Origin of the sequence: Marinitoga sp. 1197 (assembly GCF_001021165.1) — a bacterium.
Taxonomy (GTDB): domain Bacteria; phylum Thermotogota; class Thermotogae; order Petrotogales; family Petrotogaceae; genus Marinitoga.
Map to the genome: position 1 here is coordinate 1 of NZ_AZAY01000009.1, position 23412 is coordinate 23412.

Below are 23412 nucleotides of genomic sequence, written 5' to 3' on the forward strand. Positions count from 1 at the left end.
AAGGACAAAAAGAAGGAGTAAAGATAAAAGAAATATTGGCAACAGAAGAAGTAAAAAATAAAAAGATAGAAACAAAAGCAAAAAACACAGAGAAGATAAAAGGAAAGATAAATAAAATAATAAAAGAATTAATAGAAAAAGAAAACAAATTGCCAGAAGAAATAAAAAAAGAAGATTATATATTTTATAAAGAAAAATTAGGATTAATTATTTCGAATTTAGATGAAGCAAATCTATTAATAATCCAAAAAAACGTTATAAGTTCTAATATTCTAAAGAAAGATATAAATGAAATTATAAAAGTAAAATTTAATACAGGATTGGTAGGATATATAGAGAATAACAAAAAAGAAAAAATGAAATTAATTTTATTAAATGAAAAAACAAAAAAAATTGATAATGCAAATAGTAATATTGATATATTAAAAAACGATTTAAAAAGCATAATAGAAAATAAGATAAAAATATTTAAAAGAAGCAATGAGAAAAATAAAATTTTATATTCTGATGAAAAGGTGGATTTACTAATAGCAAAACATTCTTTGAAAAAAAACACTTTGAAGAAAGTATTAAAGGAAAAAACCAGTATTACATCGAAAAATATAATGTCTAATGTAAAAATAATAAAAAAGGTTATATCAGATGATGCAGAAATAATACTAAAAAAGAAGAATTCTGATATAAATGTAAAAAATATAATTAAATACATGGATTCTATGACATATAAAATATATAAAAATGATTATAAAGAGGATGAAAAGAATATTTTAAATTTAAAAACATTAAATAAATATAGAGGAAAAACGAACTTAAATTCAAATAATATTAATTATTTACATCCGTTAATAGAATTAAATAATTCAAGTAATAAAAACAATAACGTATACGTAAAAACTGTTTCGCTAAATAAAATACTACCTGAAATACAGAATTTAATTGAAAAAGCACGAAATTTTCCAAAATATTTTGAAAGAACGGTATTTAAAATTAATCCTCCAGATTTAGGAAATATTGAAATTACAATAATAAAATCACACAAAAATGTAAAGATACAATTTTCATTAGAAAATAATGAGAACAGAAAGGAACTAGAAAAAAGAATAGAACCACTATTGATAAATTTAAAAGAAAAATATGAAAAAGTAGAATTTTTATTTGAATCAGAAGTTGAAGAACAAAATAAAGAAAATCATAATAATGATCGTAATAATAATGAAGAGGAAAAATTTTCAGATGAAAACAAATCTTCTAAAAAAAATGAAAAGAAAAAAAGCGAAGACAAACAATTTTTTAATATTTTAAGAGGTGAATATTATGATTAATGGGATAAACAATTTAAATTATTTTTCACCATCCTCTCAATTAAATAGCAATGAACCTAAAAAAGAATTAGATAAAGATGCTTTTTTAAAAATATTAATGACACAGTTAAAATATCAAGACCCAACAAATACAATGAATGATAAAGAATTTATTTCGCAAATGTCGCAATTGTCTTCTACTGAACAGATTATGAATATGAGTAAATCTTTTCAGGAAATGGTTTCTTCACAAATGAATTTATTTAAAGTTCAGGCTTCCAATTTAATAGGAAAAACTGTTGTGGTAGAAAATAACAAAATAAATTTAACAGGTGGTTTTTCAGATGCAATAGTTTATAATCTTGAAGAACCAACAAAAGTATATGTTGACATATATGATAAGAAAAACAATTTAGTATATACCAGAGAATTAGGAATTCAGGAAGAAGGAATGAAAACTTTCAATTGGGATGGAATAAGTACTAACGGAGTAAAAATGCCTGATGGAGAGTATAAATATGAAATATATACATTTAGAGATGGAAAAAAAGAAAAGATTGGTGGGTTGGATGGAGGAAAAGTTGATGCAGTTCAATTTGATGATAATAAATTTTATGTATTAGTAAATGGCCAAAAATACAGTACAGAAAAAATTATTGAAATATCAGAAATATAAAATAATATAAATTTAGGAGGAGATTATTATGTTAAGAGCTATGTTTAGTGGACAAAGTGGATTGAAAAATTTTCAGACACAATTAGATGTAATAGGAAATAATATTTCAAATGTAAATACAGTTGGATATAAAACATCAAGGGTGACTTTTCAAAATACATTGTCTCAAACATTATCAGAAAGTAGAGGTGCAAGTGGGCAATTTGGTGGCACAAATGCCATTCAAGTTGGGCTTGGTTCTAAAATAGCTTCTATAGATAAAATAATGACACAAGGATCACTTCAAAATACAGGGAATAAAACAGATATGGCAATAAAAGGAGAAGGTTTTTTTGTTTTATCAGATGGACTTTCAAAATATTTTTCAAGAGCTGGTAATTTTACATTGGATTCAGAAGGCCATTTTGTAAATCCTTCAAGTGGAATGAAATTGCAAGGATGGAATGCGAAGGTTACAGATACTGGAAAAAGATATATAGATTCTAATGAACCAATACAAGATATTACAATTTCGCCTAATTTAGTAATGGAAGCAAGAGAAACAACATTCTTAAATTTATCAGATAATTTAAATTCTGATGTTGGTATAAAGGAAACAACAATGACAATAAAATCATCATCTGGAGATGTTGTTCCGGTTAAATTTACATTTGAAAGAATAATGTCTGAACAATATAAAGACAGAATTGTATATAGATGGCATGCTGAACCTGTAGATCCAGATAAAAACTATGAATTGCTCGGTGGAAGTAATTACGGAGAAGTCGAGCTTGACGAAGTAGGAAATGTATTAAGATGGTCTAATTATCCAGGGCATGTTGTAAGAGCGAACGCAGCAAATGATTTTAATTCATCATTTCCTGCAGGTTCAAGAATAGATTTAGGTAAAAATGGTATAGATTGGCCATTAAGAGCTTATGGAGATATTTCTGTTTCAGATAGTAATGGATCACCTGTTACACTACTATCTCAGGATGATGATGATGGAAGTGGAACTATAGATGCATCAGATAGACCAGATATTTTAATTTATAGAGATGCTACTAATCCAAATCAAGTAACAATACAGGTTTCTGATAATGCTGGAACAACATATACAGGTACAATTACAACAGATGGTACATTTTATGACTTAAACAGATTATTTGCGCAAGGGGTTACATTAGATGATGGTGCAGGAAATAAGATAACATTAAAAAATTTGATATTAGACTCAGGTATTTCAGAATCCGTAGCGTTATTGCCAGTTGGTCAGGCAAATGCATTGTCTGTAGAACTTTATCAATCAAGTTCTGATGATAAGACAGAATGGGGGCTTGATGGAATATATATGACAGATACAAAAGGAGAATTAATACCAAAATATCAAGATGAAGATAATAGATTGCAATTGACAGATGGAACTAATCAAAGAGATGTGAAATTTTTAGGGGGTATATCTTTAAAAGATAGTCAAAATAATGAAATTTTTTATGATCCGAGAGATATAGCATTTAGTGTAGATGCAACTGGTAATGTAACAATAACTTTAAAAGTAGAAGAGAGCGGAACATTAAAAACTGTAACGTTTACAGATGCAGACGGAAATAGTGCATCTGCTGATACAGTTGAAGAATTTAATTCTAAAATGGAAAGTGGTTGGAAATCTGCAGATGGAAAATATACAATTTCTGGATTGTCTGTTATTGAAGCAAATGCAACAGATACATTTGTGAATACTACTACGAATACAAGTGGTGAAACTTCTGAAGCAGGTACTGTTCGATATGTTGCAGCAAAAAAGATTATTCAAACACCTGTCTCAGGAGAGTTGAGATTAATTGATACAGAAAATTCACAAAATTATAAAATAGCAGAGTATGAAAACCCGAATGTTGTAATATCTACGAAGGTTTATGATTCACTTGGAAATGATTATGATATTAATATAAAATATTCAAAAATTTCTGATAATACATGGTATTGGAAGGCAGAAACAGTTGATGGACAACCATTATATAAAATAACAGAAGATGGTACAACAACATCAGATCCTGCAGAGGGTGTAATAGCATTTGATGGTAAAGGACAATATTTAACCTCAAGATGGAGATTGGACTCTGTTGGATATGTTGATTATAATACTTCAGATAATGATAATGGTTCAATAGGTTTCTGGTTTGATCCAGCAAGTACAGGAGCATCACCTAATGAAAGAGTAGCTCCAGCATCTGTTGCTGCTGCAGGACCTGTAAAGGTGAATTTGAATATGTATGATTTAACACAATTTGCGGCTCCAAATTCAGTTAATATTGCAGATCAGGATGGAAATGCAAAAGGAGTATTACAAAACTTTACAATAAATGATTTAGGCGAAGTTTTAGGGATATTTTCAAATGGGAAATCGGATTTAATAGCTCAAGTTGCAGTAGCAAAATTTACTAATCCTGGTGGGTTAATTGATATGGGAAATTCATTATTTACTCAAAGTGAGAATAGCGGTATTGCTAAAATAGGATCATTTGGAGAAGAAGGAGCAGGAACATTAATATCAGGAGCATTAGAAATGTCAAATGTTGATTTATCAGAAGAATTCACAAAAATGATTACGGCTCAAAGAGGATTTCAAGCTGCAGCAAGAGTAATAACCACATCAGATCAAATATTAACAGAACTTGTAAATCTCAAAAGATAATAATTTATAGATTTCAAATTAATTCACATTAGAGAAAATAATTATTTTGTAATATAATCATCGGAGGTGTGTTATTTGATTAAAGTAACGAATTTAGGAGGTAAAGAGTTTTATATAAATCCTGATATGATTGAAAAAATAGAGGCAAGACCAGATACAACAATTCTTTTAAATAATGGGCATATTTATATAGTTAGAGAGAATATAGATGAAATAATTAAAGAAATAGTAAACTTTAAAAGTAAAATATTTTCTGCTGGTTTTCAAAGAGGTGATTAGATGGATATTTCAAGTATTGTTGGACTTGTTTTGGCACTTGCTGCGATAGGAATTGGGGCAGCAGCTGATCCTACGGCTTTAATTGATGGGCCATCGTTTTTTATCACGGTTGTAGGATCAATAGCCGGAATGTTTATAGCAGCTCCTAAAGATGTATCATTTAAGTTTTTTAGTGCTGTGATGATGGGTATTAAAGAACCAAAAATAGATTCGGTAGATACCTTAAAAACATTATATTCCTTTGCAGAAAAAGCAAGAAGAGAGGGACTTATTTCTTTAGAAGCAGATTTGGAAGGATTAGAAAATGAATTTATGAAAGATGGATTAAGAGCTGCTGTTGACGGAACGGACCCAGAAGAAATAAGAAAAATTTTAGAAATAAAAATGGAATTATTTGAAGCAGAGCAGGGAAAATGGGCAAGTGTTTTAAATACATGGGGAACATTAGCACCAGCATATGGAATGATAGGAACATTAATCGGGTTGATAATGATGTTAAAAACCTTAAATGATCCAACAACAATAGGACCTAAAATGGCAATAGCACTTATTACAACATTATATGGTGCATTTATCGCAAATATTTTTTCTTTACCTATAGCAGAAAAAATTGGTAGAAGAACAGGATTACAGGTAAATCAATTGAGAATGATAACAGAAGGAATATTATCTATAGTTTCTGGTGAAAATCCAAGACTCATGGAAGAAAAATTAAAAGCATTTTTATCACCAGCAGATAAGCAAAAATATGAGTCTGAAAAAGAAGGGTGATTTAAATGGCAAAATGTAAAAAAGAAGAAGGGCCACCACCACCACCTGGTTGGATGGCAACATTTAGTGATTTGAATTCGTTATTAATGACTTTTTTTGTTATGTTGTTTTCTATGTCGTCAGTTTCACCTGGGAAATTTCAACAGGCAGCTGTTAGTTTTAGAAGTCCTTTTAGTGGGACTCCGCCAAGTGTTTTAACGGGTGGGCGAAGTCTTTCAGAAGAGAGTTTGATTACTTCAAATCCTGGTATAAGAGTTGAACTTTTCAGACTTCAAGATAATCCAAAATACAAGGGAAGAATAACAATAGAGGAAAATGATAGAGGAACAATTATTAAAATGCAGGATATGGCATTTTTTGAACCAGGGAGTGCCAGATTGACAGCAGATGCAAAAGAATTGTTATATAAACTGGGTATAATATTAATAGAACATTCCAATAATGAAATAGAAATATATGGTTTTACCGATGATAGACCGCCTCAAAATACATCAATATATCCATCTAATTGGCATTTAGCAGCAGCCAGAGCGGCAAGTGTTGCTAAATTTTATGCGGATGAAATGAAACAAAAAAGAACACTTGAGAGATTAGCAGATGTAAAAGAAGGAAAATTTGATCCAGAATATTATTATAATGCAGATAGATTCTTTCCAATTGCAGTTGGAGATAAAGATATAATAAATGATATAGAAAATTTAAAATCAAATATAGAAGCACAAAAACTAAAATTAAAAGAAGATTTTGAAAAGGGGAAAATAAATATTTCCAATATGAAATTAGAAGAAAAAAAATTAGAAGAGCAATATAAAAAAAATTTGGAAATTTTGAGAAAAAAATATAGAAGAATAGATTTATTGATATTGAGGCAGCGCTTAAGATAGTGAGGTGAATTTTAATGGCTGATGAAGAAATTCAAGAAGAAGGTCAGGAAGAAGGCAAAAAAGGTCCCAATATTATACTATTATTGATAATAGCCGTTGTTATATCTGTAGTATTATCAGTTGGTGGAGCTTTTTTTCTCATAAATATCTTAGGTAAAAACATAGTTCAACAGGCTCAACAACAAGCTCAACAACAGGCTCAAGGAGTTCAACAAACACCACAGGTAGGATTGGCAGAAGTAATACGTGAAGGTCACCAAAGACAGTTTATGTTAAAAGGCGGTAATGAAATAGCCATAGTAAACGCTTTGCAATTAAAAGTAGGAAGTGATGAATGTAGAGCAGCAATAGCCGAATATAATGTGGAGATATTGGAAGCAATAGGATTAATATTCATTACGAAAACGCGTGAAGATTTAACTACTGTTGAAGGTAGAGAAATATTAAAAAATCAAATAAAAAATGCAATAAATGAGATTACGGGATTTGTTGGTGAAAAGGAGAAATTTGGAGTAATTCAGGTTATAATAGATATAGTAGTAATCACATCAGCTTACTAAAGGGTGGTGAAAATATGCCTCCAGATAATGAAACATTGTCACAAGAGGAAATAGATGCGTTATTGCATGCTATGGAGGCAGGGTCGTTAGCTGTTTCCAATGTAAGTGAAGAAGAAGATATTATGGCTAATGTTCGGGAATATAATTTCCGAAGACCAATGAAGTTCTCAAAAGAGCAATTGAGAACATTGCAACTTATTCATGAAAATTATGCAAGAGATGTATCAACATATCTTTCTTCACGTGCAAGATCATATGTAAATGTAACCTTTGCAAGTGTTGATCAAATCACATTTAGTGAATTTCAACAATCTTTGACAAGTCCGACATTTATATCTGTTTTTTCTACGGATATATTACCTGGAAGTGCAGTATTTCAAATGGGGTTGGATATAGGATATGTTTTAGTCGATAAATTATTAGGAGGACCAGGAATTCCCCTTGAAACATTAAGAACACCTACTGAACTGGAACTTGCAATATTAAGAAAAGAAGGATTATCTTTAATTAAAGCATTGAGTAAAGCATGGGCAACAATAGTTCCGTTTGATACAATACTCGAAAAAACAGAATTTAATCCGCAATTTGTTCAAATTGCAGCACCAAATGAAATGACAGTTTTAATTACATTATCTATTAACTTTAGAGATATACAGGGCTTTATTAATGTTTGTTGGCCATCTTCTCTTTTAGAGCCGATTAATGAAAAATTGACTACCAGATTGTGGTCACCCGATCGAAAAACCACGCAAAAACAGATTGAAAAATTGAAAAATTCTGTGTTAATGACCAAAGCAGATGTAAAAGCTATATTAGGTGAAACAACAATACAATTAGGCGATTTTATTAATATTGATGTAGGGGATGTAATAAGATTAAATGCATTTAATGATGAACCTATAAATATAACAATTCAAGACACACCTGTTTTTAAAGGTATTCCAGGTGTTCATAAAGGTCATTATGCTGTTAAAATTGAAAAAGAAGATCCAGAATTGCTTGAAAAAGTTTTAGTTGAAAGATATTTGAAAAGCTTGCAATAGGTAACAATAGCGGAGGTGTGTTACATGTCAGATGAATTTTTGTCTCAAGAAGAATTAGATGCATTATTGCAGGGATTAAATCAAGATGAAACAACGTCAAATCAAGAAAGTACAAATACCAGCTCTTCCCAAATAAACAGTGGAGCAACTCAAGTTGATCCAATTATATTAGATTTAGTTGGAGAAGTGGGAAATATTGCTATGGGAGCTGGAGCAACAACTATGTCTACGCTATTAAAAAGAAAAGTTGATATATCCAGTCCTACTCCGTTAACTTTATTAAAATCAGAAATAAAAAATCAATTCTCAGGGAAATACGTGATAATTTCAATAAATTACAAAGATGGTTTAAAAGGTACAAATTTTTTCCTGTTTCCTGCGAAAATTTCATCTGTAATAGCTGATCTCATGATGGGAGGAACAGGAGAAAATGTTCCAGAAACATTTGATGACATATCAATAAGCGCTTTAGCAGAAGCAATAAACCAGATGATGGGTGCTTCAGCAACATCTTTATCAGAATTTTTAAATACCAAGGTAGATATAACACCTCCGCAAGTAGAAGTTTTAGATTTTGACGATCCTAATGTGTCATTTCCGCCAGAATTAGAAGGAGCATCTGAAACCATAATAGGTATTAAATTTATTTTAAAAATTCAAGGACTGCAAGAAGGGGAAATGTGGCAATTTGTACCAATAGATATAGCAAATGATATAAAAGATAAAGTATTAGCCGCTCAAAATGTAGATGTTGATAAAAGTCAGAAAACTGCCCAGCCGCAACCACAGATGCAACAACAAACTGTACCACAACAAATGCCAATGCAACAACCGATGTACCCACAACAAATGCCAATACAACAACCGATGTACCCACAACAAATGCCAATGCAGCAACCGATGTACCCACAACAAATGCCAATGCAGCAACCGATGTACCCACAACAAATGCCAATGCAACAGCCAATGGGATATATTCCTCCAGAACAACAAATTAATGTTCAGCCAAAGTCATTTAATCAAATTTCAGGAAGTCCTATAGAACCTACTGAAAATGTTGATCTTGAAAAATTACAACTTTTATTTGACGTTCCACTAAATGTATCAGTAGAGCTTGGTAGAAGAAAATATTCTTTAAGAGATATTTTAAATTTTCATCAGGGTTCTATGATACAATTGGATAAACTTGCAGGTGAACCTGTGGATATATACGTAAATGGAAGGTTAATAGCCAGAGGGGAAGTTGTAGTTATAGACGAAAATTTTGGAGTTAGAATAACAGAAATAGTATCATTAGAAGAAAGGTTGAGAGCTTTAAAATGAAGAGAAAAAAAATAATTTTTTTAATGTTTTTCCTTATTTCAGTTAATATGATTTTTTCTTATAATGTTATAGATGTTTTTTCAAAATATACTAAACTTGGTGAATTTAAAATAGAATTAAATATAAAATTTGAGGTGGATTCAACACCCACCTCTGTTTCGATGTATATATACATTGATAATTTTAAATATTTTTATTTTAGAATAAAAGAGCCGTCAATTTTATCTGGTATTGACTACTATTATGATCTTCACAATGATGAGTTTTTAACGGATCTGGAAAAAGATGTTGATAAGTATAAAGGTATAAAAAAAAACCTGGAAATATTTAGAAATTTTATCAGAATTTTATCAGTAACATATTCTTCCGATAAATTTTTTATTAAAGAATTAAAAGAACAAAATTATAAAATATTTTATTTTTATCCAAAATCCAAAAATGCTTTAAGATTTTTAGGTATTGATTACACGCAAATGAAAGTATATTTAAAAGATGAAATGGGAATAAGTTTTTTAGAAAAAATAGAATTTTTAAATTCAAATAACAAAAAAAGAGTTGAAATAAAACTTAGAATAATACCATATAACACCCAATTTATCAAGAAAAAATTATTGGAAATTCAAAAGTAATTCAGGATATTTATAATCTTTAAATTTCTTTAATAAGGCATCTTTTCCATGAGCTTTAAATGTTTTCAAATAGTTTAGCTGATTATCAATTAATTTTTTATCTCCAGGTCTCCCATGACCTGGTATTATTATATTTATCTCCTGTTTTTTTAATTCTTCTAAGATTTTAATCCAATTGTCAATATTTGATTCGTTTAATTCAGAATGTATTTCAGAAACTATAATATCACCAGTAATAACAATATTCTCTGGATAAATTTTATAAATAGTTGAATCTTTTGTATGTCCACCTAAAGTAATCCCACTTATTACTGTTTTAGAAGAAGTATTTAAATTATCTTTTCTAAAAACATTAAACTTACATTTGGATAATTTTTTTTGTAAATTAGAAAAATCAAATTCAGATTCTTCAGAGATTTTTTTTAATAAATCATCATCATATTCAAAAAGTTTCATAAGAGTTTTTTCAGATAAAATGATTTCAAGTTTTTCATAAAAAATAGCACCAAATGAATGATCTGGATGGTGGTGGGTTAAAAAAACCTTTTTTACAGTTTTTTTTGTTCTCAATTGAACCAAATCTATAATTTTTTTTAATTTTTCTGGATATAATGAGGAATCGATTAAAATAACTTCTTCATTCAACTCTATGGCTGTAACATTACTTGCAAAGTTTTCAAACCAGAAAATCAGTATTTTGTTTCCAATCACTTCTAACATAAGTGTTTTCCTCCTTAAATGTATTTCATTTAATAATTCTTTATATATTGATTTTTTTCCTTAAAAATGATAAAATAGTTTGTAATACAAACAAAGTTCAGGGGGTGTTCAAAATAATTAAAGAGTTTTTTAAAAAAAATTGGTGGAGGTATTTAATAGGCATAATATTTTTACTGTTTATTGATTATATGCAAATATTTATTCCAAGAAAAATTGGAGCAATAATGGATGATTTAAAAACAATAGAAGATATGAGTGTAATAAAAACGTCCATCTATTCAATTTTAATATTGGCATTTTCAATAATGATAGGCAGATTTATATGGCGTTTTTTTATATTTGGAACCTCGAGATTATTTGAATTTAAAACAGCCAATAAAATATTTTCGCACATATTAGATCAATCATATGATTTTTATGACAAATGGAGAACGGGGGACTTGATGACCAGATTTACAGAAGATTTAAATTCCGTAAGAATGGCAATGGGTCCGTCAATTGTAATGATAATCGATACGATTTTTATGTCAACAATAACGATAATTGCAATGATGAAATTTGTAAATACTAAATTAACAATATTATCATTAATTCCTTTACCCATAATAGGATTAATAACATTATTTTTTGGTGGTTTAATAAGGAAATTATTTAAAAACCTTCAAAAAACGATTTCAGATTTATCTGACCATACAGAAGAAAGCTATGCGGGAATACATGTAGTTAAAGTTTTTTCACTAGAAAATACAATGAAAAAACGATTTAATGAAAGGTCACAAAAATATTATGACGCTCAAATGAAATTAATAAAAACCTGGGGTTTGATGTTTCCGCTAATACAATTTTTAGCATCGCTTTCAGGAATTCTTGCAATATATTTTGGTGGAAAAATGGTAATAAATAATGAGATAACCTTTGGACAGTTAGTAATGTTTTATTCGTATATAGGAATGCTTGTTTGGCCAATGATGGCGGTAGGATGGGTTGTAAATGTGTTACAAAGAGGGAAAGCCTCTTATCAAAGATTGATGGAAATAATGAAATCAAAATCAAGTGTCTCAGAACCAGATGAAATAAATAAAAATTTTGAATTTAAAGGACATATAAAAATTAATAATTTAAATTTCAAATATCCAAATACGGAAAAATATGCTTTAAAAAATATTAACATGGAAATAAAACCAGGAGAAATGGTAGCATTTGTAGGTAAAATAGGTTCAGGTAAATCGACTCTTCCAAAATTATTATTGAAATTTTATCCAGTTGAAAATAATACAATTTTTATAGATGGAATGGATATAAATAAAATACATTCTAAAATTATTAGGGATAATATAGCCTATGTTCCTCAAGAATCATTTTTATTTTCAATGCATATAGAAGATAATATAAGTTTTGCACACCCTGAAGAAGTAGAAAAATCTCCTGAATATGCTAAATTAGCAAATGTTCATGAAGATATAATGGAATTACCAGGAAAATATAAAACATTAGTTGGTGAAAGAGGAGTTACTCTTTCTGGTGGGCAAAAGCAAAGGGTTTCTATAGCTAGAGCTTTAGCTAAAAACGCGCCATTTATCATATTAGATGATTGTTTATCTGCAGTAGATACCGAAACTGAAGAAGCAATAATAACAAATCTTAGAAATAATGTAGTTAATAAAACAATGATTGTTATATCGCACAGATTAAAAGCAGTTAGAAATGCTGATAAAATTTATGTTTTTGATAATGGTGAAATAATAGAACAAGGAAATCATAATGAATTATTATCATTAGAAAGTGCATATTATGGAATGTATATGAAACAACTAATTGAAGAAAAGTTGGAGGAGGAATAATATGCGAACAGCTCATACAGATATATTAAAAGAAGAAAATCAACGAAGTGTATCTAATATGAAAATATTTTCTATGTTGTGGAAATATATGAAAAAATATTATGTAATATTAATATTTTCTTTTTCATTTTTATTCCTATCCACTGTAGTAGATTTAACAATACCTACTGTGATGAGATATGTAATAGATAATGTGATAAATTCAACATATAAATTTAAAATAGAAAATAATGAATTCATTTCTTCACCGGAGGGGGATTATATATTAAAAAATATAGAAAATAAATACTATATGACAAAAGGTAATGAAAAAATACCAGTAAGCAATGAATTTGTTAATAAAATTAAAGAGAAATCATTAAACGATATTACAATATACTCGTTAATAATAGTTTCGCTTTTTTTTGGACAATTATTATTTAATTATGGGCAAGTGATATTTTCAAATTTATTAGGTCAAAAGGTTATTTATGATATAAGAGATGAATTATATACTCATATTCTTTCTGTTCCCTTGGATTTTTTTACAAAAAATCCTACTGGTAAAATTACAACAAGAACTGTAAATGATACCCAAAATCTTTCACAATTTTTCACAGATGTATTAACAAGTTTAACAAAAGATGTTGCAATTATAGTAGGAGTTATAATTGTCATGTTTAAAATGAATATTAAACTCTCAACATATGTAATATTAATGTTTCCTTTAATAATGATATCAACATGGATATTTGGCGTATTGGATAAAAAAATATACTCAAAAACACGAACGAGGATTTCAGCAACAAATTCTTTTCTTGCTGAAAACATATCTGGAGCCAATGTTACAAAAGCATTTAATCAGGAGGACAGAAAAAGAAAAGAATTTTATGATTTAAGCCATAAATTATATAAGTCAAGAATGCAGCAAATAATATTGAATGGTTTATTTCGACCATTTATGAACGTAATGTATTATATTACAATATCTCTTTTGTTCTGGTTCGGATCAAAATTATTTAAACAAAATATTGTATCTTTTGGAATACTGGTTGCTTTTACATCATATATAGATATGTTTTTTAGACCTTTATTTGATATTGCAGAAAAATATGATATATTACAAAATGCGTTTGCTTCAGCAGAAAAAATTTTCAGACTAAAAGAATTAGAACAAGAAGATTTTGGTAGAGGAAAATACAAAGAGATAAAAATGGGGAGTATAAAATTTAAAAATGTGTCGTTTGCATATGAAAAGGAGAATTATATATTAAAAAATATATCCTTTAAAATTAAAGAAAAGGATAATATAGCAATAGTAGGTGAAACAGGTTCTGGAAAAACCACTATAATTAAGTTAATAAATGGATTATATAGACCTCAAATGGGTAATATATATATAGATGAAAAAGATTTAAATGATTATGATTTACACGCATTAAGAAGGCAAATTGCTGTAGTTCCGCAAGATGTTTTTCTATTCACAGGGACAATATTAGATAATATCAGAATGTTCGATGATAGTGTAAGTGAAAAAGAAGTAATTGAAGCTGCAAAACAGGTTCATGCTCATGAAATGATTGAAAAATTTCCAGATAAATATTATACAAAAATTTTAGAAAGGGGAAGTACATTATCAGCTGGCGAAAGGCAATTAATAGCATTAGCAAGAGCAGTAGTGTTTAAATCAAAAATAATAATTTTAGATGAAGCTACAGCAAATATAGATGTAGAAACAGAGTATTTAATTCAAAAAGCAATGGAAAATCTGATAGGCAAAGTAACTATATTGTCAATAGCTCATAGATTATCGACAATAAAAACATCAAGAAAAATATTAGTTGTTCATAAAGGAAAAGTAGTTGAAGAGGGTTCTCATAATGAATTAATGAATAAAAGAGGAATTTATTATGATTTATATAGATTGCAATATAGCAATACATAAAAAGAAATTATAAATATTTATTTTACACAGCTTATATAATATCATTGTAAAATTCAATATTTAACCACAAAACAAATCCCGGTTTTTACCGGGATTTGTTTTTAGTCCTTTAGACTACCTTGAGTTAAACCTGATATAATATATTTTTGTGCAATGGAAAAAACAATTATAGTTGGCAAAAGAGCTATGACTATTCCTGCAGATAACACATTCCATTGAATTCCTGCTTTTGATACAATTGAATATAAACCAACAGGGACAGTATATTTATCTGCAGTGTTTAAAAACATAACAGCTGTAAATAGTTCATTCCAGTTATTAACAAACGAAAAACTTAAAATTGCAGATAATCCAGGAAGCATTAATGGAACAGTAATTTTAAATAATGATTGTATTTCATTACATCCGTCAATTAAAGCAGCTTCTTCTATGCTCTTTGGAATTCTATCAAAAAAACCTTTAGCCATAATTGTGCTAAATGCTGCACCAAAACCACTATATACTATTATTATACTAATTAATTTATTAATCAAATGGAATTTTGAGAACATAATGTATTGTGGAACCATAATTAGATAGGACGGTATCATTTGGGAGAAAAATAGATATAAAATAACAATATATCTCCATTTGAACTCTTTTCGAGATAATATATACCCACTTAACATTGCAAAAATTGTTGAGATAAAAGCTGCAATTAAAGAAACAAAAATACTATTAGAAAAATATTGTTTGAAATTAACAAATTCAAATAATTTTCTGTATCCGTATAAACTTGGATTATTTGTCCAATATTTTATTGGAAATGTATATAATTCATATACAGGTTTAAATGAAGTTAATATAATCCAGTAAAGAGGAAATATAGCAAATAATAAAAATAATGCTAATAATATAAATCGTACAATTTGCCATATTGTTTTTTTCTTCATAATGAAAACTCCTTTTTAGAAGTCAATTTTAAATACATAATAGTATATAATACAAGAACAGTAACTATAATTACACCATGAGCAGCAGCTTTACTATAATTTGATTCATAAAATACAGTATTAATCATTTTTACTGATAATATTTCTGTGCTTCCAGCAGGTCCGCCTCGAGTCATTCCATATATAACATCAGGGAAATTCATAACCCATATTATTCTTAATAAAATAGTATTTATTAATGTAGGTTTAATATATGGAATAGTTATTTTAAAAAGTTTTGTAAAATAACCTGCACCATCAATTTCAGCTGCTTCATACAATGAATCTGGTATTGATTGCAATGCGGCTAAAATCATAATAGCGAAAAATGGTATTCCATACCAAACATTAACTAATATAACAGAAAACATTGCCAATGACGGATCAGATAAAAAGTTAAAACCTTCTTTAATAAAGCCTATTCGTAATAATATATCGTTTATTACTCCAAATTGACCATTAAGTAACCATGACCATATTAGTCCTATAGCAAAACCAGATATTGCCCATGGATAAAAAACAAACCCTGCATATAATCCTCTTCCTTTAAACGGTTCTTTCATTAATAATGCCAGAATAAACCCAAAGATTAATTGAAAAAATACAGAAAAGAAAATCCATTTTATTGTATTCCAGACAATATCAATGTAAAAAACATCAGAAAAGATTTCTTTATAATTTTCAAAACCTACCCATTTGACTTTTCCAAAATTAAAAATAGAATAATTTTTGAAAGAAAGCAAAACCCCACTTATCGTGGGGTATAAAATAATAAATGAAATTAAAAGAATTGTTGGCAATAGCATAAGTATAATAAATTTTCTTTGTTTCATTTAATCACCTATTTAATACCAGCATCTTTCCAGAAGTCTGACCATTGTTTTAAACATCTAACAACAGAAAGTTTTCCTAATAATACCTGTTGCATAGTTTTTTCTTGAAATTCATTCCATTTTCCCCAATTTTCATTATCTAATGGATATTGTGTGAATTGATAATGTTTAGGATCTTTAAACATTTCTGTCCATCCTTCGAAAATATTAGAACTAAAATATGAGTCGTATTTATAGACGGACTTTAATATAGGTAAAGCACCATAACTCTTACTCCAATATCCGTTGATTTCTGAAGAACTAACAAATTTTATAAATTTCCATGCTAAATCTTTGTGTTTGGAATATGTTGGTATTCCCCAACCAACAAAGCCAAATGTTGGATAAGCTTTTCCGCTTACACCAACAGGCAATGGGGCAGTTTTATATTGCCCAGGTTTTAACATTTCATTTAGCATACCTGTGGTATCAGGATCCTGGAATAATAGCGGAGTTATACCAGAAACAAAAGCGTTAACCTGTTCATCCCATCCCCAATTAACAGAATCTTTTGGAGCAGTATCTTTAAATAAGCTAACATAAAAGTTTAATCCTTCAATAGCTCTAGGGTCATCAAAAATTAATTTCCCATCCTTTGTTAAATACATATTATTTGGATCAATATCATCAAAGAAAGAAGTTACTACAATATCTATAAATGCAGTAGGGTATCCTTTTCCTCTGAAGTCAAAACCATATTGATTTTTCCCAGATTCTGTAAGTTTTTTTGCCATATCGTACATTTCTTGCATTGTTTTAGGGTAATTTTTAAATCCGTATTTAGATAAAATATCAGGTCTATAAAATAACGTTTTTACAAATATTCCATGAGGCAATAAATAAGGTGTATTTTTATATATACTTGCAGCTTCTAAAACCCCATCTATTAAATCATTTTTTTCTGGCCAATTATTAATATAAGGAGTTAAATCTTCTAATTTTCCCATTGCAGCTAAAGTGCTTAAATTCCAATCTCCAATTTCTACAATGTCAAGTGGTTGTTCTGTGCTAACCATTAAATTTATTTTTTGATATGCTGTCTCATAAGGTGGTGAGATGACATTTATTTTTATTCCGGGATTTAATGTTTCAAACATTTCAATTATTTTGTTTAATGTAGGTGTTCTCCACGGACTTGAAAATGCTTCAATTAGATTTAACGTGATAACTTCTTCTGAAAATACAAATAGAGAAACTAAAAGAATAGAAATAATCAAAAACAACCTTTTCATACATAACACCCCCTGACTTATGATTGTGTTTACAATTTAGATCGTCCAAACAGTAAAGCCGCTCAAACCTTGATTGTTAATCTTCAAAAATAGCTCATTCTCGCCGATCGTATCAGACTCACATCCATGTTCGGCTTCACTCAATTTTGCATCCGTGCAAAATTGACCGGCTTCATTCGCCATTTTTTCAGACAATCTGCGAGTTTTCGCTTGCTTTACTTTTTAGACATTCTATTCACAATTTATTATATCATATTTAACATAGATTAATCAAAAAGTTTTTTTCTAAATTTTACATATATTAAAAACAATTATGATATACTTAATCATAAAATGGTTTTAGGAGGAAATATATGAATATAGGAAAGTGGTTATTTGCATCTGGAGTTTTACATCGAGTTAGGAAACCTGCAAGATATATAGGTGGAGAATATAATTTAAAAATAAAAAAAGTGGAAAATAAAATAAGAATCGGATTGATGTTTCCTGATTTATATGAAGTTGGAATGTCTCATACAGGATTTCAAATATTAATACATTCATTTAATCAAAAGGAAAATGTATTTGCGGAAAGAATTTTTTTACCTTGGAAAGATATGATAGAAGAAATGAAAAATGCAAATATTCCGTTATATACTCTGGAAACATATACACCAATAAAAAAAATGGATTTAATTGGAATAACGCTTCAATATGAGCTTTCATATACAAATATTATTCATGCTTTAAAACTTGGAAATATACCAATATATTCTAAAGATAGAACAGAAAATGATCCTATAATTATAGCAGGCGGCCCTAGTGCATCTAATCCGGAACCCATTGCTGATTTTATCGATGCTTTTTATAATGGCGATGGCGAAGCAGTAATAGATGATTTAATAGAAATATTATCCGGTGATTTAACCAGAGAAGAAAAAATAAAAAGAATTTATGAAACAGAAGGTTTTTATGTGCCGAAATATTATAAATTAAAGGAGACTGAATCAGGGTTTGTAGTTCCGGATTATGAGAAAAGGATAAAAATACGAAAAATTAGGAATCTCAATAATATGGCATTTCCAACTGAGCAAATTGTTCCTAAAATTAGAACTATACATAATAGAGCGATAGTGGAGATAATGAGGGGATGTAATAGAGGATGTAGATTTTGTCATGCGGGGTTTTATTATAGACCAGTAAGAGAAAGAACAGCGGAAAAAATAATAAAATTATCTTTGGAAACGCTTGAAAAGACAGGTTATAATGAACTATCCCTATTATCTTTAAGCACGTTAGATTATACTGATTTGGAAAATGTTTTAAATGAATTAGAACCATTTCTTAAAGAAAATAGAATTTCCATATCTCTTCCTTCAAGTAGAGTTGATAAATTTGGAATAGAAATTGGAAGCAAAATATCAGGTGCAAGAAAAACAGGATTAACCTTTGCACCAGAAGCTGGTTCTCAAAGGTTAAGGGATGTGATTAATAAAAATATATCTGAAGAAGAAATTTTGAATGTTGTAGAATATGCTAAAAAAAGTGGCTGGAGAAGGATAAAATTATATTTCATGATAGGTCTTCCAACAGAAACAGAAGAAGATGTGAGAGCCATAGTTGAATTAACAAAAAAAATAAAAAAAGAAATAAAAATAAAGGATATAACAGTGAATGTGTCAATATTTATTCCAAAGCCGCATACACCTTTTGAAAAAGAGAGATTTTATCAACCAAAAGAGATAAAAGAAAAAATAAAGATATTAAATGAAGTGAAACGTTTTGCTAAATTAAAAGTACATGATCCGTACATTAGTTTAATTGAAGCGTTATTGTCAAGAGGAGATAGAAGATTATCAGAACTAATATATAAAGTAGCATTAGAAGAAAATGCAATATTTGATGAGTGGGATGAAGAATTTGATTTCAGAAAATGGGCAAGAAAAATAAATGAATTAGGCATTGATACTAAAAAATATCTTGAAAAAATAGAAACTAATGAATTACCATGGAAAATAATAGATATTTTATTAAAGGATGATTTTATAAATAACGAGATGAAAAAAGCGACAGATGGAAAAACAACAGATGATTGTCGATGGGATATATGTACATTATGTGGTGTATGCATAAAAACAGGATTAAAAAATATTTTAGTTAAGCGGGTGGAAAAATGAAAGAATTTGATTTTTTGAAAGAAAAAGTAATTGAAGTTGGAAAAAAACTTCTTGAATGGAGAGAAAAAGAATTTACAATATCGAGCAAATCATCAAAACATGATTTAGTAACTTCTTTGGATTTGAGAGTTCAAGAATTTTTATATAATACATTAACACAAAAATTTCCAGATATAGGTTTTTTAGGTGAAGAAAATGGAAAAGATAAAAAACCTAAAACAAATGGGTATTGGGTAATAGATCCAATAGATGGAACTGTTAATTTTTCTAAAATGCTACCAATGTTTTGTATATCCGCTGCTTATGTTGAAAATGATGAACCAAAATATGGTATAATATATGCTCCAGTAATAAATCAAATTATAACAGCCGAAGAAAATAAAGGCATAAAGTATAATGATGAAAAAATTATACCAAATTGGGCTAAAAGTTTGGATGATGCAATGATTTCAATGGGAAACATAAGAGGAAAAACGTTTAAATTTTTTGAATCCTTTGAGACAAAGGTTATGAGAATAAGATTACTTGGGACCGCAGCATTACAAATTGCATATGTTGGTACAGGTTATTTTGATGCATTTATTTCGGTAAAAGGCAATCCCTGGGATGTTGCAGCTGGTTATATAATAGTAAAAGAAGCCGGGGGAATAATTACTGATTATTATGGTAACAAGACAAATATATTTAATAAAAAAAATATTTATTCAAATCCATATATCTATAAAGATATAATTAAAAATTTACAGGGGGTGTTGTTGTGAAAGCATTAATATTATGTGCAGGTAAAGGAACAAGATTAAGACCATTGACTTTTACAAATGCAAAACCATTAATACCAATTGCAAACAAACCAACTATTGTATATAGTTTGGAAATGATAAAGGAAGCTGGAATTAATGATGTTGGAATTGTTGTTAATCCTGATAACAAATCTGATTTTGAAACAACTTTAGGTGATGGATCAAGCTTAGGATTAAATATAACATATATAGTTCAGGAGGAACCAAAGGGTTTAGCTCATGCTGTAGCTATTTCAGAAGAATTTTTGAAAGATGAAGAATTCTTGATGTATTTAGGAGATAACCTGGTTACAGTAGATCTTGGAAAATTCATAAAAGAGTTTGATAATAATGATATGGATTCATTTATTCTTTTAACTCCAGTGGAAGATCCATCAAGATTTGGTATTGCTGTATTAAAAGATAATAAAGTTATAAGGGTTGTTGAAAAACCGAAAGATCCACCATCTAATTTAGCTATTATAGGTGTATATATCTTTAAACCAATTGTTTTTGAGGCTATAAAAAATATAAAACCTTCGTGGAGAGGGGAATTGGAAATAACGGATGCTATACAATGGTTATTAGAAAATAACAAAAATGTTGGAGCACACATTGTATATGGATGGTGGAAGGATACAGGAAAACCGGAAGATTTAATAGAAGCAAATAGAAAAATATTAGAGCAATTAAAAGAAAGTAAAAATGAAGGTATCGTATATGAAAATTCTTCAATACATGGAAACGTAATAATAGGAAAAAATTCTAGAATATTAAATAGTGTTATTAGGGGTCCTGTAATTATAGGAGATAATGTATTAATTTCTGACTCCTATGTTGGGCCATATACAAGTATTGGAGGAAATGTAACTATAGAAAATGCTGAATTAGAAAATTCAATTATATTAGATAAAGCAACAATAGCACATTTAGAAACAAGATTAGACTCAAGTATAATTGGAGCAAATGCCACTGTTATAAGCTCAGATTCGAAACCAAAATCAATAAAATTGGTAATAGGTGATTATTCAAAAATAGAAATTCCAAGATAGAGGTGTTTACATGTTAAAACATATAGAAAAATTATGGTATGATGTTTATCCCAAAAGTACAGAAAATAAATTAAAAGAATTAATTGAATACTTAAAATCTGAAAAACAGCTATTTTCCGAAAAGGAATTAGACTCTGAATGGTATAAAAAGGCAGTAATATACTCACTTTATGTGGATTTATATGCAGGAGATTTCAAAGGATTAACTGATAAAATCGATTATTTGTCAGATTTAGGGATAAACACAATCTGGTTATTACCAGTTTTGGATTCACCTCTAATGGATCAAGGATTTGACATCAAAGATTACTATAAAATAAGAAAAGATCTTGGAAGCAATGAAGATTTCAAATTATTTCTTGATAAAGCCCATGAAAAAGAAATAAGGGTAATATTTGATATAGCTATTAATCACACATCAAATGAACATCCGTGGTTTAAATCATCTAGGAGTTCAAAAAATTCTCCATATAGAGATTATTATATCTGGAATGAAAATACTGATAAATATAAAGAAGCAAGATTATTATTTAAGGGAATGGTTAATAGCAATTGGGAATATAATGAAGAAACAAAAGATTATTATTTTCATAGATTTTATCCTTTTCAACCAGATTTAAACTATAAAAATCCACAAGTACTAATTGAAATGATAAAAATATTAGTATTCTGGAAAAAAATGGGAATAGATGGTTTTAGAATGGATGCAGCCCCATTTTTATGGAAAGAAGAAGGATCAAATTGTGAAAATTTACCTCAAACACATACAATATTAAAAATTTTTAGAAATTCATTAGATTATTTAGAAAAAGGTACAATATTAGTTGCAGAAGCTAATTTGAAACCAAGGGATGTAGTAAAATATTTTGGTAATGGGGATGAATGTCATGCGGGATATCATTTTCCATTAATGCCAAAGATTTTTCTTACATTAGCTGAAAAAAATTATATGCATGTTTTTGAAGCTTTAAAGGTAGAAAACACGCCAAATATTCCTGAAAGTTGCAGATGGTTTACGTTCTTAAGGTGTCACGATGAGTTAACTCTTGAATTTGTAACAAAAGAAGAAAGAGAAAAGATGAATAAATATTATTTAAAAAATAGACTCTGGATATTTAGAGAGGGTGAAGGAATTTCAGGAAGATTATATGAATTGTTAGATAGAGACATAAGAAAAGTATTATTATCATTTTCGATATTGTTTACAACAGAGGGTTCTCCTATTATTTATTATGGAGATGAGATAGCTTTAGAAAATGACCATGATTTTTACAATAAAATGGTTGAAAAAACAGGTTTTAAAGACTCAAGATTTTTAAATAGAGGTCCTATTAATTGGGATGAAATTGAAAAAAAATTAAAAAACAAAAGTTCAAAAGAATATATAGTATTTAATACAGTAAAGAATATGTTGAAAATTAGGAAAGAAAACATAGAGTTTTTTGAACAAAAAGGTGAAGTTGTGCCTGTAAAAGATAGAAATATTTTTGTAGTAAAAAAGAGATTAAAAAATAGAATGTTGTTGGCCTTTCATAATTTATCTGAGGAAAATAAGAGTATTGAATTGAAAAATGAAGGTTTTGAATTATTTAGTAAAGAAAAAATCTTAAAAATCAAATTGAAACCTTATGAATATTCATGGATAATTTTTAAAGACTAAAAAACTTGTGCAAATCGCACAAGTTTTTTTAATCAAAAATTACTATAAATTTTTAAAAATCGATG

General features: G+C 28.6%; 20 protein-coding genes. 16 read left to right on the forward strand and 4 right to left on the reverse strand.

What is annotated here, in order from left to right:
* The 10 genes from fliK to X275_RS02520 form a co-directional block, all read left to right on the forward strand.
* Positions 1 to 1322: flagellar hook-length control protein FliK (gene fliK, locus X275_RS11660; protein WP_047267377.1), on the forward strand; the 1322-nt coding region annotated here is incomplete at its 5' end.
* Complete coding sequence (locus X275_RS02475; RefSeq protein ID WP_047267378.1) at positions 1315 to 1977, forward strand: flagellar hook assembly protein FlgD; 663 nt, start codon at positions 1315 to 1317, stop codon at positions 1975 to 1977. The genes fliK and X275_RS02475, both read left to right, overlap by 8 nt.
* Positions 1978 to 2005: 28 nt before the next feature.
* Positions 2006 to 4651: a flagellar hook-basal body complex protein gene (locus tag X275_RS10980; RefSeq protein ID WP_052913549.1), complete on the forward strand. Its 2646-nt coding sequence runs from the start codon at positions 2006 to 2008 to the stop codon at positions 4649 to 4651.
* 66 nt (positions 4652 to 4717) lie between these two features.
* The gene (locus X275_RS02490) at positions 4718 to 4930 is read left to right on the forward strand and encodes a flagellar FlbD family protein (RefSeq protein WP_231588279.1); all 213 of its coding nucleotides are present in this window, start codon (positions 4718 to 4720) and stop codon (positions 4928 to 4930) included.
* Positions 4931 to 5701: a motility protein A gene (locus tag X275_RS02495; RefSeq protein WP_047267380.1), complete on the forward strand. Its 771-nt coding sequence runs from the start codon at positions 4931 to 4933 to the stop codon at positions 5699 to 5701.
* A gap of 5 nt (positions 5702 to 5706) precedes the next feature.
* Positions 5707 to 6585 (forward strand): flagellar motor protein MotB, encoded by an 879-nt coding sequence (locus X275_RS02500; RefSeq protein WP_047267381.1) that lies wholly within the window; start codon positions 5707 to 5709, stop codon positions 6583 to 6585.
* Between the two features lie 14 nt (positions 6586 to 6599).
* Entirely contained in the window at positions 6600 to 7145 is a 546-nt protein-coding gene (locus tag X275_RS02505) for a flagellar basal body-associated FliL family protein (RefSeq protein ID WP_047267382.1), read from the forward strand.
* Positions 7146 to 7159: 14 nt separating this feature from the next.
* The gene (gene fliM, locus X275_RS02510) at positions 7160 to 8188 is read left to right on the forward strand and encodes a flagellar motor switch protein FliM (protein WP_047267383.1); all 1029 of its coding nucleotides are present in this window, start codon (positions 7160 to 7162) and stop codon (positions 8186 to 8188) included.
* A gap of 24 nt (positions 8189 to 8212) precedes the next feature.
* Positions 8213 to 9511: a flagellar motor switch phosphatase FliY gene (gene fliY / locus X275_RS02515; protein WP_047267384.1), complete on the forward strand. Its 1299-nt coding sequence runs from the start codon at positions 8213 to 8215 to the stop codon at positions 9509 to 9511.
* Entirely contained in the window at positions 9508 to 10140 is a 633-nt protein-coding gene (locus X275_RS02520) for a hypothetical protein (RefSeq protein WP_047267385.1), read from the forward strand. The genes fliY and X275_RS02520 overlap by 4 nt, the downstream gene beginning before the upstream one ends.
* Here the strand turns inward: X275_RS02520 and X275_RS02525 are convergent.
* A complete protein-coding gene (locus tag X275_RS02525; protein ID WP_047267386.1) occupies positions 10120 to 10860 on the reverse strand; it encodes an MBL fold metallo-hydrolase in 741 nt (246 codons plus the stop codon). The genes X275_RS02520 and X275_RS02525 overlap by 21 nt on opposite strands.
* Before the next feature lie 104 nt (positions 10861 to 10964).
* On the opposite strand from X275_RS02525, the gene X275_RS02530 reads away from it, so the two are divergent.
* Together X275_RS02530 and X275_RS02535 are read left to right on the forward strand one after the other, a co-directional pair.
* Positions 10965 to 12701 (forward strand): ABC transporter ATP-binding protein, encoded by a 1737-nt coding sequence (locus tag X275_RS02530; RefSeq protein ID WP_197072580.1) that lies wholly within the window; start codon positions 10965 to 10967, stop codon positions 12699 to 12701.
* A gap of 1 nt (position 12702) precedes the next feature.
* The gene (locus tag X275_RS02535; protein WP_052913552.1) at positions 12703 to 14625 is read left to right on the forward strand and encodes an ABC transporter ATP-binding protein; all 1923 of its coding nucleotides are present in this window, start codon (positions 12703 to 12705) and stop codon (positions 14623 to 14625) included.
* A 101-nt stretch (positions 14626 to 14726) separates the two neighbouring features.
* Here X275_RS02535 and X275_RS02540 read toward each other — a convergent pair whose 3' ends face one another.
* From X275_RS02540 to X275_RS02550, 3 genes are read right to left on the reverse strand one after another with little or no spacing between them, the layout of a single operon-like run.
* On the reverse strand, positions 14727 to 15557 hold the full coding sequence (locus tag X275_RS02540; protein WP_047265913.1) for a carbohydrate ABC transporter permease: 831 nt from the start codon (positions 15555 to 15557) through the stop codon (positions 14727 to 14729).
* Positions 15554 to 16429: a carbohydrate ABC transporter permease gene (locus X275_RS02545; RefSeq protein WP_047267387.1), complete on the reverse strand. Its 876-nt coding sequence runs from the start codon at positions 16427 to 16429 to the stop codon at positions 15554 to 15556. Before X275_RS02545 ends, X275_RS02540 begins: the two co-directional genes overlap by 4 nt.
* An 8-nt stretch (positions 16430 to 16437) precedes the next feature.
* The gene (locus X275_RS02550) at positions 16438 to 17700 is read right to left on the reverse strand and encodes an ABC transporter substrate-binding protein (RefSeq protein ID WP_047267388.1); all 1263 of its coding nucleotides are present in this window, start codon (positions 17698 to 17700) and stop codon (positions 16438 to 16440) included.
* A 353-nt stretch (positions 17701 to 18053) separates the two neighbouring features.
* Between X275_RS02550 and X275_RS02555 the strand changes: the two genes are divergently transcribed.
* The 4 genes from X275_RS02555 to X275_RS02570 are packed head-to-tail and all read left to right on the forward strand — an operon-like array spanning position 18054 to position 23347.
* Complete coding sequence (locus X275_RS02555) at positions 18054 to 19856, forward strand: TIGR03960 family B12-binding radical SAM protein (RefSeq protein WP_047267389.1); 1803 nt, start codon at positions 18054 to 18056, stop codon at positions 19854 to 19856.
* On the forward strand, positions 19853 to 20617 hold the full coding sequence (locus tag X275_RS02560; protein ID WP_047267390.1) for an inositol monophosphatase family protein: 765 nt from the start codon (positions 19853 to 19855) through the stop codon (positions 20615 to 20617). The genes X275_RS02555 and X275_RS02560 overlap by 4 nt, the downstream gene beginning before the upstream one ends.
* Positions 20614 to 21687 carry a glucose-1-phosphate thymidylyltransferase gene (locus X275_RS02565; RefSeq protein WP_047267391.1) on the forward strand — a complete coding sequence of 358 codons (1074 nt, stop codon included), beginning with the start codon at positions 20614 to 20616 and terminating at the stop codon, positions 21685 to 21687. Before X275_RS02560 ends, X275_RS02565 begins: the two co-directional genes overlap by 4 nt.
* Before the next feature lie 10 nt (positions 21688 to 21697).
* Positions 21698 to 23347, forward strand: coding sequence for an alpha-amylase family glycosyl hydrolase (locus tag X275_RS02570; RefSeq protein ID WP_084825080.1), 1650 nt, complete (start codon positions 21698 to 21700; stop codon positions 23345 to 23347).
* Positions 23348 to 23412: the final 65 nt, after the last annotated feature.